The sequence below is a fragment of the Micromonospora sp. CA-269861 genome (assembly GCF_050948505.1).
In the GTDB taxonomy this organism is placed as follows: domain Bacteria; phylum Actinomycetota; class Actinomycetes; order Mycobacteriales; family Micromonosporaceae; genus Micromonospora.
The window spans coordinates 6,307,225-6,323,927 of sequence record NZ_CP192014.1 but is presented as its reverse complement, the minus strand read 5'-3'; the positions used below and the strand labels follow the sequence as shown (position 1 = coordinate 6,323,927).

Annotated in this window: 11 protein-coding genes and 1 riboswitch; of the genes, 7 read left to right on the top strand and 4 right to left on the bottom strand. The window is 72.1% G+C overall.

Annotated elements, in window-relative coordinates:
* Positions 1-61: 61 nt before the first annotated feature.
* Positions 62-5,893, bottom strand: coding sequence for a ThuA domain-containing protein (locus tag ACQP0U_RS28960; protein WP_433313205.1), 5,832 nt, complete (start codon positions 5,891-5,893; stop codon positions 62-64).
* A gap of 312 nt (positions 5,894-6,205) precedes the next feature.
* A riboswitch (TPP riboswitch) is annotated at positions 6,206-6,315 on the top strand.
* Between ACQP0U_RS28960 and thiE the strand changes: the two genes are divergently transcribed.
* The 7 genes from thiE to thiC all read left to right on the top strand — a co-directional run bounded on the left by thiE (position 6,310) and on the right by thiC (position 12,183).
* Entirely contained in the window at positions 6,310-6,936 is a 627-nt protein-coding gene (gene thiE, locus ACQP0U_RS28955) for a thiamine phosphate synthase (protein WP_433313202.1), read from the top strand. (Overlaps the previous riboswitch by 6 nt.)
* The gene (gene thiO, locus ACQP0U_RS28950) at positions 6,930-8,087 is read left to right on the top strand and encodes a glycine oxidase ThiO (RefSeq protein ID WP_433313200.1); all 1,158 of its coding nucleotides are present in this window, start codon (positions 6,930-6,932) and stop codon (positions 8,085-8,087) included. Before thiE ends, thiO begins: the two co-directional genes overlap by 7 nt.
* On the top strand, positions 8,078-8,278 hold the full coding sequence (gene thiS / locus ACQP0U_RS28945; RefSeq protein WP_433313197.1) for a sulfur carrier protein ThiS: 201 nt from the start codon (positions 8,078-8,080) through the stop codon (positions 8,276-8,278). Before thiO ends, thiS begins: the two co-directional genes overlap by 10 nt.
* Positions 8,275-9,054, top strand: coding sequence for a thiazole synthase (locus ACQP0U_RS28940; protein ID WP_433313195.1), 780 nt, complete (start codon positions 8,275-8,277; stop codon positions 9,052-9,054). Before thiS ends, ACQP0U_RS28940 begins: the two co-directional genes overlap by 4 nt.
* Positions 9,051-9,791 (top strand): thiamine phosphate synthase, encoded by a 741-nt coding sequence (locus ACQP0U_RS28935; protein ID WP_433313192.1) that lies wholly within the window; start codon positions 9,051-9,053, stop codon positions 9,789-9,791. The genes ACQP0U_RS28940 and ACQP0U_RS28935 overlap by 4 nt, the downstream gene beginning before the upstream one ends.
* Complete coding sequence (gene thiD / locus ACQP0U_RS28930) at positions 9,788-10,573, top strand: bifunctional hydroxymethylpyrimidine kinase/phosphomethylpyrimidine kinase (RefSeq protein ID WP_433313189.1); 786 nt, start codon at positions 9,788-9,790, stop codon at positions 10,571-10,573. Before ACQP0U_RS28935 ends, thiD begins: the two co-directional genes overlap by 4 nt.
* A 17-nt stretch (positions 10,574-10,590) precedes the next feature.
* Complete coding sequence (gene thiC, locus ACQP0U_RS28925) at positions 10,591-12,183, top strand: phosphomethylpyrimidine synthase ThiC (RefSeq protein WP_433313186.1); 1,593 nt, start codon at positions 10,591-10,593, stop codon at positions 12,181-12,183.
* Between the two features lie 119 nt (positions 12,184-12,302).
* Here thiC and ACQP0U_RS28920 read toward each other — a convergent pair whose 3' ends face one another.
* From ACQP0U_RS28920 to ACQP0U_RS28910, 3 genes are all read right to left on the bottom strand, one after another.
* Positions 12,303-15,371 (bottom strand): hypothetical protein, encoded by a 3,069-nt coding sequence (locus ACQP0U_RS28920; RefSeq protein ID WP_433313184.1) that lies wholly within the window; start codon positions 15,369-15,371, stop codon positions 12,303-12,305.
* A gap of 76 nt (positions 15,372-15,447) precedes the next feature.
* On the bottom strand, positions 15,448-15,756 hold the full coding sequence (locus ACQP0U_RS28915) for a cupin (RefSeq protein ID WP_030329959.1): 309 nt from the start codon (positions 15,754-15,756) through the stop codon (positions 15,448-15,450).
* Entirely contained in the window at positions 15,753-16,703 is a 951-nt protein-coding gene (locus ACQP0U_RS28910) for an LLM class F420-dependent oxidoreductase (protein ID WP_433313181.1), read from the bottom strand. Before ACQP0U_RS28910 ends, ACQP0U_RS28915 begins: the two co-directional genes overlap by 4 nt.

Sequence of the window (16,703 nt, the reverse complement as noted above, 5' to 3'; positions counted from 1 at the left end):
TCACTACCGATGAGGGAGGCCCCTCCCCGACGCCGCAGCGCCGGGGAGGGGCCTCGTCGGATCAGAGCTGGCGACCGGGTGCCAGCCGGGTGGCATCGCCACCAAGCCGTCCGGTGCCCTTGACCGAGTCACCGTCGTTCGCCTTGACCCCGGCCTTGCTGGCCGCGCCGCCGAGCCGAACGATCATGGCGTCGGCGTCCCGGATCAGGACGTCCCGGATCTCCCCTTCACCCACCAGCGTGGCGTCGGAGGCGAGCGTCCGGAATGCGGTCAGTTGCCGGACCGCCGCCTTGTCGTCACCGGCCGCCTCGGACGCGCGCACAGCGTCGAGCTTGTTCGACAGCTGCTTGTGCGCCTTGGTCGAGAGCCGCCCCGTCGCCTTGAACCGGTCCAGCAGACTCTGCATGTCCCGGAACGAGGTGGTGACGAAGAACCTGACCGTCGAGGTGGTCTTGTTGCCCGCCTTGTCGGTCGCGGTCACGGTCAGCTCGTGCAGGCCGAGCGACAGGTCGTACATGGCCTGCAGAGTGCCGCTGGCATACGCCTGGCCGTCCAACTGGCCGACCACGCTCGCGATGCCCGAGCTCGGGTCGACGGCCTGCCACGACACCCGGATGTCCTGGCTGTCGCCGTAGAGCTGGCCGTCGGCGAGCCCGGACACCAGCAGCGTCGGCTTGGTGCCGTCGATCTTCAAGACCGCCGACTTGAGCGTCTCGGCGTTGCCCGCCTTGTCGGTCGAGCGGTACAGCAGCTCGTGCTGCCCGTCACCGGTCACCTCGACCGGCTCCGAGTACGGCGTCCACGCGCCACCGTCCAGCGACCACTCCACCGTCTTGACGCCGGAACCGGCGTCGGTGGCGGCCAGCACGACCGGGATGGTCCCGTTGTGCCAGCCGGCGTCGTTCGCCGGAGCGAACGTCGCCGAGGTCACCGGCGCAGTGGCGTCGATCTTGACCGAGACGGTCTTCGTCGCCTCCACGTTGCCGGCCTTGTCCGTCGAGCGGAACCGGAGCTCGTGCTCGCCGTCCCCGCTGACCGCCACCGGAGCGGTGTAGGCCGTCCAGGTGGTGGCCCCGTCCAGCTGGTACTCAGTGCTGTCGAGCCCACTACCGCCGGCCTCGTCAGCCCCGCTGAGCGTGATCGTCACCGGCCCGGTGTGCCACCCCTCGGTCGGGGTACCGGAAACCGCCGCTGTGGTGACCGGCGCCGTCTCGTCGGCCACCTCGGTGCTGAGCCGGAAGTAGTCGAACGAGGCGGTCTTCGACGCCGTCTGGTTGGCGCCGAGGGTGAACAGCCCGACCTTCGGGGTGGCCCCGACCGCGCTGTTGGTCAGCGCCGTCAACGCGGTCCAGGTCGTCCCGTCGGCCGAGTACGACGCGGTGAACGTGTCGCCCGTGCGGGCCAACCGCAGGTGCCACACCGCCGAGGTCAGGTTGCCCGCCTCGGGCTGCGGGTTCTGGACCACCCCGGCGATCTCGCTGCGGAACTCGATCCGCCGCGTCACCGCCTGGCCGGCCTGGTTGTCCGCGATGAAGTCGAACTTCAGGTAGTTGTCGTCGTCGGCCTGCACGAGCAGACCGGCCTGCTGGTACTGCTCGTTCAGCAGACTGCCGTCGACCTTCGTCTCCAGGGTCCAGTCGCCCGAGGGCGCGGTCTGGAGGATGAAGTTCTTCGGCCCGGTGTTGTCGGTGCCGTAGATGTCACCGTTGGGCACGTCGATGCGCAGCGCGCCATCGGCGACCCGGTAACCGGCCGGGTCCTCCCGAAGGATCGCGTCCCACCGGCACTTGTCCAGCGTGCTGCCGGTGAACTCGTCCGACGGGTCGACCGGCCCGGCCGGGGCGTCCGGCGTCACCTGGAACGAGTCGAAGGCCGCGTCGACGACAGGTGCCTCGGTGCCACCGTTGAGCGCGAAGACCCCGATCCGCGGGTTGGTGATGCCGGCGAGCGCGGCCGAACGGCCGACCGGGGTGAAGGTCTGCCCGTCGCCCGATGCGGACGCGGTCAGGTTCGTCCCGTCGCTGGTGATCCGCAGGTACACGGTGTCACCCGCCGGTGCGGCGGCGCTGTCGGCGGCCTCGTTGCGAGGCGTGGCAGCCGTCTCCCGGATGAACTCCACCCGCCGGCTGCCGTTGTACAGCAGGTCCAGCTTGGCGTAGTTGTCGTCGTCGCCGTACACCAGAACGCCGGCCTGCTGGTAGTTGGCCGTCACCGGCAGGGTGACCTTTGTGGTCATCTCCCACGCGCCGGTCGGGGCCGCCTGGAGCACCAGGTTGGTGGCGTCGTTGCGAGCGCCGTAGAGGTCACCCACGCCGGTGGGCAGCCGCAGCGCGCCGCCACTGAGCGAGTAGAGCTGGTTCTCCCTGATGACGCTGGTCCAGCGCGCCTTGTCGAGGCTGTTGCCGTTGAAGTCGTCCGAACGCGCCCCGAAGCAGGACGTGTCCGGGGCGTCGACCCGCACCGGCACGGTGGCGTACGACTTGGCGCCCTTGCTGTCGGTCACCGTGAGGGTGGCCGTGAAGGTGCCCGGGCTGGTGTAGGTGTGGCTTGCGTCCAGGGTGGATGCCGTGCCTCCGTCACCGAAGTCCCAGGCGTACGTCAGCGGGGTGTCGCCCTCGGCGTCGGTGGCCGTGCCGTCGAAGGCAACGGTGACCGGTGCGGTGCCGGTGGCCGGGGTGGCAGTGGCGCTGACCACCGGCGGGCCGTTCTCGGTGACACCGCGGCCGACGAAGTCCATCCAGTTGACGTTGAACAGCGAACCCGTTCCGCCGTTCGGGTCGCGGGCCAGGAAGTACAGCGAGCCGCTCGCGGCACCGGTGACCGGTGCGCTCACGTCGGTGTACGTCTGCCACGCGCCGGTCGCCGGCACGGTGGCCGTGGCGACCACCGGTCCGTCAACCGCACCCGCGCGGACCTCGATCCGACCGCCGGCGGCGGCGGAGGCGGCCCGGAACCGGATCTCGGTGATGTTGGTCAGGTCCGCCGGGGCCACCGACCACCAGTCGCCGTCCTCGATGAACCCGATGTTCTGGCCGCCACCGGCGGTGTCGGCGCCGGTCTCCCGCTGCACGCCGGCGTCTCCGCCGCCGGTGCTCACCGGGGCACGCCCGGTGGCGGTGAAGTACTCGGCCTGCTTCTGCTTCGGCTGGAGGACCTCGATCTGCCGGCCGGTCAGGGCACCGGCACCGCCGGCACCACCCTTGTCGGTGTAGGTGGCCTCGAAGACCGCGAAGACGTTCGCCTCGGCGCCGTGCCCGGAGGCGAGCGACGTCTGGACGGTGCCGGTGCAGCCGGTGTGCTGCTCCAGCGGGTGGGCGTGCTCGTCGTGACCGAGCAGCACCTGCAGCCCGACCCGGTCACAGTCGATCTGCCCGTCCTCGGGGTCGGTCACCTTGATCGAGTAACGGACCTGGTCGCCCCAGTTGAAGAAGCCGCCGTCCGGTGGGAACTCGATGGAGACCGTCGGCGCGGTGTTGCCCACGGTGACCGGAACGTTGGCCACCGCGGTCCGACCCTTGGGGTTGGTGACGGTGAGCTGGGCGGTGTAGTTGCCCGCCGTGGCGTACGTGTGGGTCGGGTTGGCCTCGGTGGAGGACTGCCCGTCGCCGAACGTCCAGGCGTAGGTGAGCGTGCCACCGTCCGGGTCCCGTGAGCCGGCGCTGGAGAACGTGACGGTCAACGGCGCCGGACCCGAGGTCGGGTTGGCGGACGCCGCCGCGATCGGTGCGCGGTCACCGGCGGTGTAGTCGATCCGGTAGACGCCGGAGTTGTCGTTGTTGCCGCCGAAGCCGCTGCCCCACTCGATCAGGTACAGCGCGCCGTCCGGGCCGAACTCGAAGTCCATCGGCCGGATCATGCTCAGCCCGGTGAGCAGCTGGTTGATGTCCACCAACGACTTGCCGTCGGGGGTCACCTGCATGGTGTACATCTTGTTCTGGTTCCACTCACCGAGCAGCGCCTTGCCGTCGTAGTACGCCGGCCACTTGCGGTTCGAGTTGAGGTCGGCGTCGTACCGGTAGACCGGGCCGCCCATCGGGGCGCCACCGCCACCGATCTCCGGGTAACGCGCGTCACCGGCGTACCCGTAGTCGACGGTCGCCGGAACCACCGGCGGGAGGTTGGTCAGGCCGGTGTTGTTCGGCGAGTTGTTCACCGGCGCGGCGCAGTCGAACTTCGCGCCGCTCGGGCCGGACGGGAACGTGTAGTCGTTGTACGCCTCGTTCGTGCCCGTGCAGTACGGCCAGCCGTAGTTGCCCGGGGTGACGATGTTCCACTCGACCAGACCGCGGGGGCCCCGGTTCGGGTTGTCCGCGTTGGCGTCCGGTCCGTAGTCCGCTACGTACAGCGTGTTGGTCTTCGGGTCGGTGCCGATCCGGAACGGGTTGCGGAAGCCCATCGCGTAGATCTCGGGACGGGTCTTTTCGGTGCCCGCCGCGAAGAGGTTGCCCGACGGCACGGTGTACGTTCCGTCGTCCTCCGGGTGGATCCGGATCACCTTGCCGCGCAGGTCGTTCGTGTTGGCGGAGGTGCGCTGCGCGTCGTAGTCCTGGCGGCCCGACCGCTCGTCGATCGGCGAGTACGAGTTCGACTCGAACGGGTTGGTGTTGTCACCGGTGGCCAGGTAGAGGTTGCCGTCGCCGTCGAAGGCCATGCTGCCGCCGGCGTGGCAGCAGGTGTTGCGCTGGGTGTCGACCCGCAGCACCTGCTTCTCGCTGGCCGGGTTAATGGTGTCGCCGGTCACCGTGAAGCGGGACAGCAGGTTGCGGGTGACCCCGTCGTTCGGGGCGTAGTACAGGTACACCCAGTTATTGGTGGCGAAGTCCGGGTCGAGCCGGATGCCGATGAGGCCGTCCTCGTTGCCGGTGAAGACGTCCAGGTCGACGGCGGTGACGGTGTTGCCGGTGTCCGGCTTCACGATCTGCACGCGACCGTCGCGCTCGATGTAGAAGACCCGCCCGTCGGGGGCGATGTCCAACTCCATCGGGTTGCTGGTGTTGCTGTCCAGCGTGACCTTCTCGAAGTTCGAGGTCTTCGAGGCGCCGCAGTCGGCGTTCTCGACACCTGCCGCGGTGCGGATGCCGCCGAGCAGGTGGGAGAGGAAGCCGGGCTCGGCGTACGACTCCCGGGTGTGCCCGCCTCCGGTGTACCAGGACCGACCACCGTCGAAGTCCTGACACCAGGCGATCGGGTGGTCCGCACCCATCGCGCCGGCGCCGGCGGTGTAGCTCTTCTCGTCCAGGCTGGCCAGCACGTGGACGTCCGGCCGGGGGTTGGTCTGGTAGTTGTACCACTCGTCGAACCGGGACCAGCGGTCCGGCAGTCCGGCAGTGGACGGGTGGGCGTGATCCTCCACCTTGACTGTGGCCTGCTGGTTCTGCGGGTGGTTGGCGAAGTACGCGCCGACCAGGTCGCCGTACCAGGCCCAGCTGTACTCGGTGTCCGACGCCGCGTGGATGCCGACGTAGCCGCCGCCCGCCTTCACGTAGCGCTCGAACGCCGCCTGCTGGTCGGCGTTGAGCACGTCACCGGTGGTGGAGAGCCAGATCACCGCCTTGTACTTCGCCAGGTTGGCGTCGTTGAATGCGGCGCCGTCCTCGGAGTTGTCCACGGTGAATCCGTTGTCGACGCCGAGTTGTTGGATGGCGGCGATGCCGGTGGGGATGGAGTCGTGCCGGAAGCCGGCGGTCTTGGAGAAGATGAGGACGGAGAAGGGATCGGCTGCGGCCTTTGGCGCCTTCGGCGCCACCTGGCTGACCGGGGATGCGGCTTTCGCATCCCGTGGGGGGACCTGGGCGGCCGCCTGGGCGGGCGCGCCGAACAGGGTGGTCGAGGCCATGGCCAGGGAGATCAGGGTTGCGGTGATGGGTACGCGGGCACGACGAGAACGGGACACGCCGCCTCCTGTGTCGTAGTGACAGAGCTCGCGGGAGTCGGCACGCCGAAGGCCGTCCCTGATGGAGCCGGTGGTCACACCGTGCCAGGGTGTCCCCACCGACATTTTGTCGAATCGCTGAACAAATTAATTCGGCTGGCTCGATGTCGGGCAAGATGCGGACGGGTAACGGTTCTGCAACGGGGGGCGACATTCCGAACAGGACCGCATGAAGTGCCCCATGGATCTTGATCGTTCTGACGCGGCCCGGTCCACCGGCCGCCGCCGCCCCCTCGCCTTGGCAGCCCGGCGGATCTGTCGTACGGTGACACGCAAGTAACCCACGGGAGCCCGGTGTACCGGGCTGAGAGGGGGGCTGACAGCCCCCGACCGTCGAACCTGATCCGGGTAATGCCGGCGCAGGGAGGAGCGTTGCCGTGCCGTCCCTGGGGCGATTGCATCTCATCACCGACACCCGACCCGGTCGCGACCCACTCGCCGTGGTTCGCGCCGCCCTCACCGTGGCCCACGCCGACCTGGTGGTGCAGGTCCGGGTCGAGGATTCCGCCACCGACCGCGAGGCGTACGACCTGACCCGGCGGGTGCTGGCGCTCTGCACGCCGTACGGGGCAACCTGCCTGGTCAACGACAGGTTGCACGTGGCGCTGGCGGTGGGAGCCGCCGGTGGGCACGTCGGTGCCGACGACCTGCCGGTCGCCGCCGCCCGCCGGGTGCTCGGCCCCACCGGCGTGCTGGGGGCCACCGCCCGCGCGCCGGGCACGGCGGGCGAGGCCGTCGCGGCGGGAGCCAGTTACCTCGGCGTCGGGCCGTGCCACACCACCAGCACCAAGACCGGCCTGCCGGACCCCATCGGGCCCGCCGGGGTACGCGCCGTCGTCGACGCCGTCGACGTCCCGGTCATCGCCATCGGCGGAGTGACAGCCGCGCGGGTGCCGGAGCTGAGGGCCGCCGGGGCGTACGGGGTGGCGGTTGTCGGTGCCGTCTCCACAGCCGCCGACCCGGCACGGGCGACCGCCGAGCTGATCGAGGCCCTGACGTGCTGACCGGCCGGTACCCGTCAGCGCCGTCGAGCGACCGGGTCCGGCCGGACGTGGCAGTGGTGGGGGCGGGGCCGATCGGGTTGGCGATCGCCTGGCGATGCGCCGGGCGAGGGTTGCGGGTGGCGGTGCACGATCCGGCACCCGGCTCGGGGGCGTCGGCGGTGGCCGCCGGCATGCTCTCCCCGGTCGCCGAGGCGTACTTCGGTGAGCGGGAGCTGACCGGGTTGCTGCTGGCATCCGCCTCCCGCTGGCCGGCGTTCGCCGCCGAGCTGACCGAGGCCGCCGGAGTCGGGATCGGCTACCGGACCGAGGGCACCCTGATGGTCGGGCTCACCGGCGACGACCTGGCCGAGGCGCGGCGGCTGTGGGCGTACCAGCAGGGTTTGGGCCTGCCCGTGACGCCGCTGCGCCCCAGCGAGCTGCGCGACCGCGAACCGGCGCTCGCCCCACGGGTGCGCGGCGGCGCGCTCGCGCCCACCGACCACCAGGTCGACCCCCGGCTGCTGGTGCCGGCGCTGCGCGCGGCTGCGCAGCGGGCCGGCGCGGTGCTCGTGCCACAGCCGGTCCGACATTTGTCCGATGTGGATGCCGGGGTCACGGTGGTCGCCGCCGGCTGCGGGGCCGCCGCGCTCACCGGCCTGCCCGTGCGGCCGGTGAAGGGCCAGATCCTCCGGCTGCGCGCGCCCGACGGCGTCGCGCCGGGCTTCCGGCACGTGATCCGGGGGTACGCCGACGGCGAGCACGTCTACCTGGTGCCCCGCGCCGACGGCGAGGTAGTGCTCGGCGCGACTGTCGAGGAGCGCTCGGACACCACTGTCACCGCCGGCGCGGTGCAGCGGCTGCTGCGCGCCGGGGTCGACCTGCTGCCCGAACTGGCCGAGTACGACCTGGTCGAGGCGGTCGCCGGGCTGCGCCCGGGCACCCCGGACAACGCGCCGATCCTCGGGCCGCTGCCCGACCGGCCGGGCGTCCTGGCCGCCACCGGGCATCACCGGCACGGCATCGTGCTCACCCCGATCACCGCCGACCTGATCGCCGATCTGGTGCTCGGCGGCGTACCCGACCCGCTGCTTGCGCCCTTTCGCGCCGACCGTTTCGGCGCTGCCGCGGTGGGCGGACCTGAACCGACGATGGAGGGGGACCCGTGGAGTTGACGGTGAACGGGGCCGGACGCGACGTCGCGGCCGGCGCGTCAGTGGCGGACCTGGTCCGCGACATCGTGGCGCACCCGCGTGGGGTGGCGGTCGCGGTCAACGGCGAGGTGGTGCCCCGGACCGGCTGGTCGGCGCGGACGCTGCGCGACGGTGACCGGGTCGAGGTCCTCACCGCGGCGCAGGGCGGGTGAGCGGCATGCCGTTCGAGCTGGGTGGGGAGACCTTCACCTCACGGCTGATCCTCGGCACCGGCGGCGCCGCGAACCTGCACGTGTTGGAGCAGGCGATCCGGGCGTCCGGAACCGAGCTGGTCACCCTGGCGCTGCGCCGGGTGGGCACCGCGCCGGGCTCCACCGGTGGGCTGCTGGACCTGCTGGACCGGTGCGGCGTACGCCTGCTGCCGAACACCGCCGGCTGCCACACCGCGACCGAGGCGGTGAAGGTGGCCCGGCTGGCCCGGGACGCGTTCGACACCGACTGGATCAAGCTGGAGGTGATCGGCGACGAACGGACGCTCCTGCCCGACGGGGTGGAACTGCTCCGCGCCGCCGAGGAGTTGGTCGCCGACGGCTTCACAGTGCTGCCGTACACCAGCGACGACCCGGTGCTCGCCCGCCGTCTCGCCGACGTGGGCTGCGCCGCGGTGATGCCGGCCGGCTCCCCGATCGGTTCGGGGCTCGGCATCGGCAACCCGCACCACATCCGACTCATCCGACAGGGTGTGGACGTGCCGGTGATCCTCGACGCCGGCATCGGCACCGCGTCCGACGCGGCCCTGGCGATGGAGCTGGGCTGCGACGGGGTGCTGCTGGCGAGCGCCGTCACCCGGGCCGCCGACCCGGTGGCGATGGCCACCGCGATGCGGTACGCGGTCGAGGCCGGGCGTCTGGCGGCCGGCGCCGGCCGGATCGAGCGCCGCTTCCACGCGCTCGCCTCCACCCCCGACGAGGGAAGACCCGACCTGTGACCCCGCCGTCCGGAGTTGTCGTGTTGACCGATCGGCTCGTCGCGCGGGCCGCGCTCGACCGGGTCGTGGCGGGAGCCGTGGCCGGGGGAGTGCGCTGGGTGGTGCTGCGGGAGAAGGACCTGCCCCGCGCCGAACGCGCCGCCCTCGCGGCCGACCTGCGCGCGATCCTCGCCGACGTCGGCGGAACCCTCATCGTTGCCGGCCCGGACCCGCTCGGCGGCGACGCCGTGCACCTGCCCGCCGCCGGCCCGTACCCGCCGCCGGCCCACGGCCTGGTCGGCCGCTCCTGCCACCACCAACCCGAGCTGAACCGCCTGACCACCGAGCAGTACGCCACGGTCTCCCCGGTCTATCTCACGAAGACGAAGCCGGGTTACGGCCCACCCCTGGGACCGAATGGCCTGCGAACGCTGGTCGAGGCCAGCCCGGTGCCGCTGCTGGCCCTGGGCGGAGTGGAAACCCCACAACAGGTAACCGCCTGCGTCCAGGCGGGAGCCGTCGGCGTGGCGGTGCTGGGCGCACTCATGCGAGCAAAAGACCCCACCGAAACAGCAGCCACCCTGACCAGCGCTTTCCAAGAGGCGGTCACCCCTGAGCTGACCCAAACCCGGCGCGGAGGCACCAGGTCTCCACGACAGGGGCTGCGGCCGACCGTGCCCACGCAGGGATCAAGCCTGACCGCCCGAAGTGGGCACGGTCGGCCGCAGCCCCAAACCGCAACCAAGGAGGAGAAGTGACACCGCGCACCATCCTCACCATCGCCGGCTCGGACTCCGGCGGCGGCGCAGGTATCCAGGCCGACCTCAAGGTCTTCGCCGCGCTGGGCGCGTACGGCACCAGCGTCCTCACGGCGGTCACCGCGCAGAACACCAGGGGTGTCGACGCGGTGCTGCCGCTGCCCCCGCGCACTGTCACCGAGCAGTTGGACAGCGTGCTCACCGATTTCACCGTCTGCGCGGTGAAGACGGGGATGCTCGGCACCCCGGCGATCGCTGACGTGGTGGCCGAGGCGGCCCGGGACGGTCGGCTGCCTCAACTCGTCGTGGACCCGGTGCTGGTCGCCACGAGCGGTCACCGGCTCGGCGTGGTGGGCGCGGTGGAGCGGCTGCTGCCGTACGCCAGGGTGGCGACCCCGAACTGCGCGGAGGCCGCGGCGATCACCGGACGCCCGGTGGACGACGTGGCCGCGATGGTCGTGGCCGCCGAGGCGCTCGCGGCCGGCGGCCCGGAGTACGTGGTGGTCACCGGGGGCGACCTGGACGGGGGCGAGGCGGTCGACGTGCTGCACGGCGGCGGCGTCACCACCCTGTTGCGCGCGCCCCGGGTGACGACCCGGCACACGCACGGCACCGGGTGTTCGTTCTCGGCGGCGATCGCCGTGCGGCTCGGTCTGGGCGATCCGGTGCCGGCCGCCGTGGGGGCCGCCAAGGAGTACGTGCTCCGTGCGCTGACCGGCGCGCGGAGCTGGGAGCTGGGCGCGGGGCGCGGGCCGCTGAACCACTTCGGCTGGTCCGCTTGATCACCAGGGAGGCTGTCATGCACGCACGAGGCAAGGTGTACGTCGAGGGTTCGCGGCCGGATGTCCGGGTGCCGTTCGCGGAGGTGGGACTGACCGGAGATCTTCCGCCGGTGCGGCTCTACGACACGTCAGGTCCCGGTTCCGACCCGGAGGTGGGGCTGCCGCCGCTGCGCGGGCCGTGGATCGCCGAGCGGGGTGACGTGGCGCCGGTGCGAGGTGCGGGCACGCCACTCGCCGGGGTGGACGGTCGCCGGCCCACCCAGCTCGCGTATGCGCGGGCCGGCGTGGTGACGCCGGAGATGGAGTTCGTGGCGATCCGGGAGAACGTCGACCCGGAACTCGTGCGGGCCGAGATCGCCGCCGGCCGGGCGGTGCTGCCGCTCAACGTCAACCACCCGGAGTGCGAACCGGCGATCATCGGCAAGGCGTTCCTGGTCAAGGTGAACGCCAACATCGGCACCTCGGCGGTCAGCTCGTCGGTCGCCGAGGAGGTGGAGAAGCTCACCTGGGCCACCCGCTGGGGCGCGGACACCGTGATGGACCTGTCCACCGGCAAGCGGATCCACGAGACCCGCGAGGCGATCGTGCGGAACTCGCCGGTGCCGATCGGGACGGTGCCGATCTACCAGGCACTCGAGAAGGTCGGCGGCGACCCGGTGAAGTTGAGCTGGGAGGTGTTCCGGGAGACCGTGATCGAGCAGGCCGAGCAGGGCGTGGACTACATGACTGTGCACGCCGGAGTGCTCCTGCCGTACGTGCCGCTGGCCGTGGACCGGGTCACCGGGATCGTGTCCCGGGGCGGTTCCATCATGGCTGCGTGGTGCCTGGCGCATCACGAGGAGAACTTCCTCTACACCAACTTCGAGGAGCTGTGCGCGCTCCTCGCCAGGTACGACGTGACGTTCTCCCTCGGTGACGGGCTGCGTCCCGGCTCCATCGCCGACGCCAATGACGAGGCGCAGTTCGCCGAGCTGCGCACCCTTGGCGAGCTGACGAAGGTCGCCTGGGCGTACGACGTCCAGGTGATGATCGAGGGCCCCGGTCACGTGCCGATGCACAAGATCAAGGAGAACGTGGACCTTCAGCAGGAGTGGTGCCACGAGGCGCCCTTCTACACGCTCGGTCCGCTGACCACCGACATCGCCCCGGCGTACGACCACATCACCTCGGCGATCGGCGCCGCGATGATCGGCATGTTCGGCACCGCGATGCTCTGCTACGTCACGCCGAAGGAACACCTCGGCCTGCCGGACCGGGACGACGTGAAGGCGGGCGTGATCGCGTACAAGATCGCGGCACACGCGGCGGACCTGGCCAAGGGGCACCCCGGCGCGCAGGCCTGGGACGACGCCCTGTCGAAGGCGCGGTTCGAGTTCCGCTGGGAGGATCAGTTCAACCTCTCACTGGACCCGGAGACGGCACGCTCGTACCACGACGCGACCCTGCCCGCCGAGCCGGCGAAGACCGCACACTTCTGCTCGATGTGTGGCCCGAAGTTCTGCTCCATGAAGATCACCCAGGAGCTCAAGGAGTACGCGGCACGCGGCATGAAGGACAAGTCGGAGGAGTTCGTCTCTGGCGGCAGCCGGGTCTACCTCCCGCTCGCCTGACCCACCCGGTTCCCCCCGGGGCACGGCCGGGCCGTCCTCGCGGCGTCCCGGGGGGCAACCCGAGTGGATCAGGTGGCGGCCGGTCGGTACGCCTGCGCGGCGCGGTGAGTCGCGGCGGTTCAGTCGCGGTGGTGTCGGCCGGTGGAGCGCAACGACCGGCGGCTGTTCTCCTGCTCGGGCTCGTTGTCCGACACCGGCTTGCTCAGACCGGCGACCCAGTCGACGAATTCCTCGTCCTGGGTCGCCAGCGGCTCGGCCGCGTCCGGCGTCCTCGGGTTCTCCTCGTCGGCGCGGGACCGGTTGCGGCGGAACAGCCCGCCGAGCCGCCCTCGCCGGGAGGGCTGCTCTGCCACCTTCGGAGCTGCCGACGTGGCGTCGGTGGGTGCCACATCGCCGCTGTCTGCGGCGGCGCTGGTGCCAGCCGCGTCGGAGGGCGCGCCGAGCGTGCCCGGGAACCCCGTCGGGCCGGGGTGTTCGGCCGGAGCGGTCGTCTCGCTGGCTTCGGTCGGCGCTGTCCGTGCCGTCGAGCTGTCCTGCGATCCCGTCGACCTGGCACGTCGCGAGGTGTCGAACGCGTTCCAGGTGCCGGCCCGGCTCAGGTCCGGCAACGGTGCCCGATGCCGGGGCCTGGGCGTCGGCCCGGTCGGCTCGTCCGACCCGCTCGATCCCTCCGATGACGTTGCCCCCGTTGTCTCCGGCGCGGAGGTCTGCGGTGGCACCGTCCACGTCGAGGTGACCGGCCAGGCCGACGGCGCGGGCGTCCACAGGTCGGCGTCCGGGTCGCTGGCGGCGGCCCCGAACAAGCCGGCCGTGGGGACGTCCTCGGCGGGCCGTGCGCTGCCGGTGCCACCGGCCGCGGCGACTGCGGAATCGGTTGTCGCGTCGGCCGGTGCTGCCTTGCTGCCCGTGCCGGTCTTCGGAACGCGCGGAGATGGCGCGGCTTCCGCACCGGCGTCGCCGGTCGCGGTGGTCGATGTGTGCGTTCCGTCGGTCGCCGTGGTCGGGGACTCCGGGCTGGCCGGCACCTGCGCCGCGCCGGTGCCGGCGGTCGTCGAGGTGGCCGGCGCTCGCTTCGCGCCGGTGGCGGGGCTGGCAGGTGCTCGCTTCGCGCCGGTAGCGGTGGCCCGGGCTGCTGCCGTGCCGGAGGACATGGCCGAGGCGACCTCGGAGGTCGAGCTTGACCGCTCACCCGGGGTCTCCTGGCCGGGTACCGGAGTGGCGGCGTCGGAGCCGGTGCTGTCGGCGGACCTGCCCGGCCGGGCACCCTTCGTGGCACGGCCGGTGACCGTCCCGCTGGTGGCCGTCGCGTCGGCGGTCGTCGCGCTGGTGACCGTTCCGTCGGTGGTCGTCGCGCTGGTGACCGTTCCGTCGGTGGTCGTCGCGCCGGTGGTCGTCGAATCGGCAGGGGACGTGTCGTCAGCCGCGTCGGAGGTGGGGGCGTCCGGAGTGGTCTTCGACTTACGGGTCCGTCGTGGCTTGATCGCCGGCGGCGTCTCGTGCGTGCCGTGGTCGGCCGTGCCCGAGCTGGTCGCCTCAGTGCCGGTCGCGGCCGCGCTGGTCCGGGCCGTGCCCCCGGTGGCGGGGACGGAAGCGTCCGAGCTGATCGGCGTGGTCGGCGCGTCAGTGCTGGTGGTGCCGGCACCGGGTGCGTCAGTGCTGGTGGTGCCGGCACCGGGTGCGTCCGTGCTGGTCGGGACGGCACCGGGTCCGTCCGTGCTGGTCGGGACGGCGGCGGCCTTGCGGGTGGTGCGTCCACCGGTCGGACCGCCGCTCGTGCCCGTCGCCGTGCTGCCGGTCGGCTCGTCGACCGCGCGGCCACCCGCCGGGGTCGTGGTGTCGGCGCGTCCGGCCGTGGTGCTGGTCGGGGTGGCGTCGGTGCTGGCCGAGGGCTCGGTCCTGGCGGGGACGTCATCCCGGGTCGCCGGGGGCGTCTGCCCTGCGGCGGTGAACTCACCTGTCGGCGCGGTCAGCCAGGCTGCGGGCTGAGGCGGACCGGCGGGAGTCGGGCCGACGGGAGACCGAGGAGCGGCGGGAGACGAAGGAGCGGCGGAAGACGAAGGAGCGGCGGGAGTCGGGACGTGCTGGCCGCTCGCGGTGGTCGTCGGCCAGTCCCAGTGGGCCGGGACGGTGCGTACGCCATCGGGGTCGCCCGCTGCCCACGGACCCGCAACGACGCCGCCAGGTTGTGCGGTGGCCAGCTCGGCGTTTGTCGTCTCCGTGTCGGTGCGCTCGGCGGCGTCCCGGTCGTCCGCCGACGCGGTGCCGGGCAGCGCCGGGCCGGCGGGCAGGGGGCGCAGGATGGCGGACGGCTCGATCGCCTGCGGATCGGCGGTACGGGTGCCCGTCGGCCAGCGCAGCAGTGCGGCGGCGGCCGCGCCGAGTGCTCCGGCGAGAATCGCGATCAACGAGCCGTAGTAGGGGGTGGCCTGGTAGCGGTCCACTGCGTCGCCCGGGCCGGCGGTCAGGTAGGCGAACGCCACAAGCACCGGGCCGGCCACCCCGGTGGCCCCGCTGACAAGTGGGGCCTGGCCCCGCCAGCGAGCCAGCCCGGCGGTCGCCGCGCCGGCGAGCAGCGCGATGGTGGGCAGCAGGAGCAGCGCCAGGCGCTGTGCGGCGGCGGCGTCGAGCCAGCTCGGCTCCAGTACGCCGAGCCGGACGGTCGGCAGCGGGCCGGCCGTGCCGAGCGACGGTAGGACGGAGATCAGCGCCAGCAGCCAGACCGCGCCGGCCACGGCAGCCATGTTCCAGCCCAGCTCGGGGCGGAACAGGACGGCGATCGCCGCGCCGGCGCCGATCACCGCACCGACCACGGCGCAGATGCCCACCGCCCAGACCGGGTCAACGGAGATCAGCTCCGCGGCGCGGGCGGGCTGCATGCAGAGCGGGGCGATGACGGTGGCGCCGAGCGCTGCCGCGCCACCGACCGCCAACTGCCGGCCGGTGCTGGCCGCCGGGGCGTCGCGGCGGGCGAGGCGTCCGGTCAGGACGGCGCCGGCGACGGCGGCGTTCGCGGCGAACCAGCCCACCCAGACGAGCTGGGCCGGCCACTGGTTGACGGTCGTACCGGTGAATGCGCCGGTCAGGCGGACGATGCCGAAACCGTACGCGACGCCGAGCTGGCCGGCTCCGGCCAGCACGCTCACCCCGAGCGCCGTGAGCAGCAGTCTGCCCCAGGTCCGAAAGGCCATGTCCGGCACGTTACGCACCTGGTACACCCGATCGCCACCGGCGCGCCGCGCGGCACGCCGGTGGCCATCGGCGGGTCTACTTGAGTTCGACCAGCCGGGCCAGGTAAGTCGTATCCCCGACATTGGTCAACATGTGCACAGCGCCCGGGTCCCGGTAGACCACCCCACCGGTGGGCTCGTCGGCGTCGATCCGGGTCCCGTCGACGGTCTGTACGACGTTCTTGGCACCCTCGATCGCCACCACCAGGTAGGGGTGGTCGTGCCGGTGCAGCGGTTGCCGCTCGCCCGGTTCGAGGCGGATGTGCCAGACCCGGACCCGGTCGTTCTCGTACACGATCTCCTGACCCACCGGTCCGAGTTCGGTTCCGTCGATCACGTCGGTCATCGTGCTCCGTCCAGTTGGGGCAGCACCTCGGCGGCGATCAGCTCAAGGTGGTCGAGATCATCGAAGTCGATCAGGCGTAGGTGGACCCGCGTGGCGCCGATCGCGGCGAACTCACCGATCCGTTGGGCGAGCTGCGCGGGGGAGCCGACCACCGGGTCCTCCGGTGGCAGCGCGCTCTTTTCGTGCAGGGGCGCGGCCCGACGCTGGGCCTCCGCGTCGGTCCGGCCGATGGCGACGACGATCCCGGCAGAGAGCACCAACGGGTCGCGCCCGGACTCCGTCCGTCCGGTGCGCTCACACGCCTCGCGCACCCTGTCGTACGCCTCGGCGGTGGCGGCCACCGACTTGAACGGCATGTTGAACTCGTCGGCGTACCGGGCGGCCAGCTCGGGTGTGCGCTTGGGGCCGCGCCCGCCCACGATGATCGGCGGCCCGGGCACCTGCACCGGCTTGGGCAGGGCGGGAGCGTCCACCAGCCGGTAGTGGTCGCCGGTGAAGCTGTAGGTCTCGCCGACTGGGGTTCCCCACAACCCGGTGATCACGTCAAGCTGCTCGGCCAGCCGGTCGAAGCGCTCGCCAACCGCCGGGAACGGGATGCCGTACGAGGTGTGCTCGCGCTCGTACCAGCCGGCGCCGATGCCGAGGTCAACCCGTCCACCGCTCATCTGGTCGACCTGCGCGACCATCACCGCGAGGGGGCCGGGCAGGCGGAACGTGGCCGACGTCACCAGGGTGCCGAGCCTGATCCGCTCGGTCTCCCGGGCCAGCGCGGCGAGGGTCAGCCAGGCGTCCGTCGGGCCGGGCAGGCCCGGGTCGGCGCCCATCGACTGGTAGTGGTCGGCGCGGAGGAAGCCCTCGTAGCCGCAGGCCTCGACCAGCCGGGCGAACCGGAGCTGGGTGTCGTAGCTGGCACCACGGTTCGGCTCGGTGAAGACCGACACCCGCAT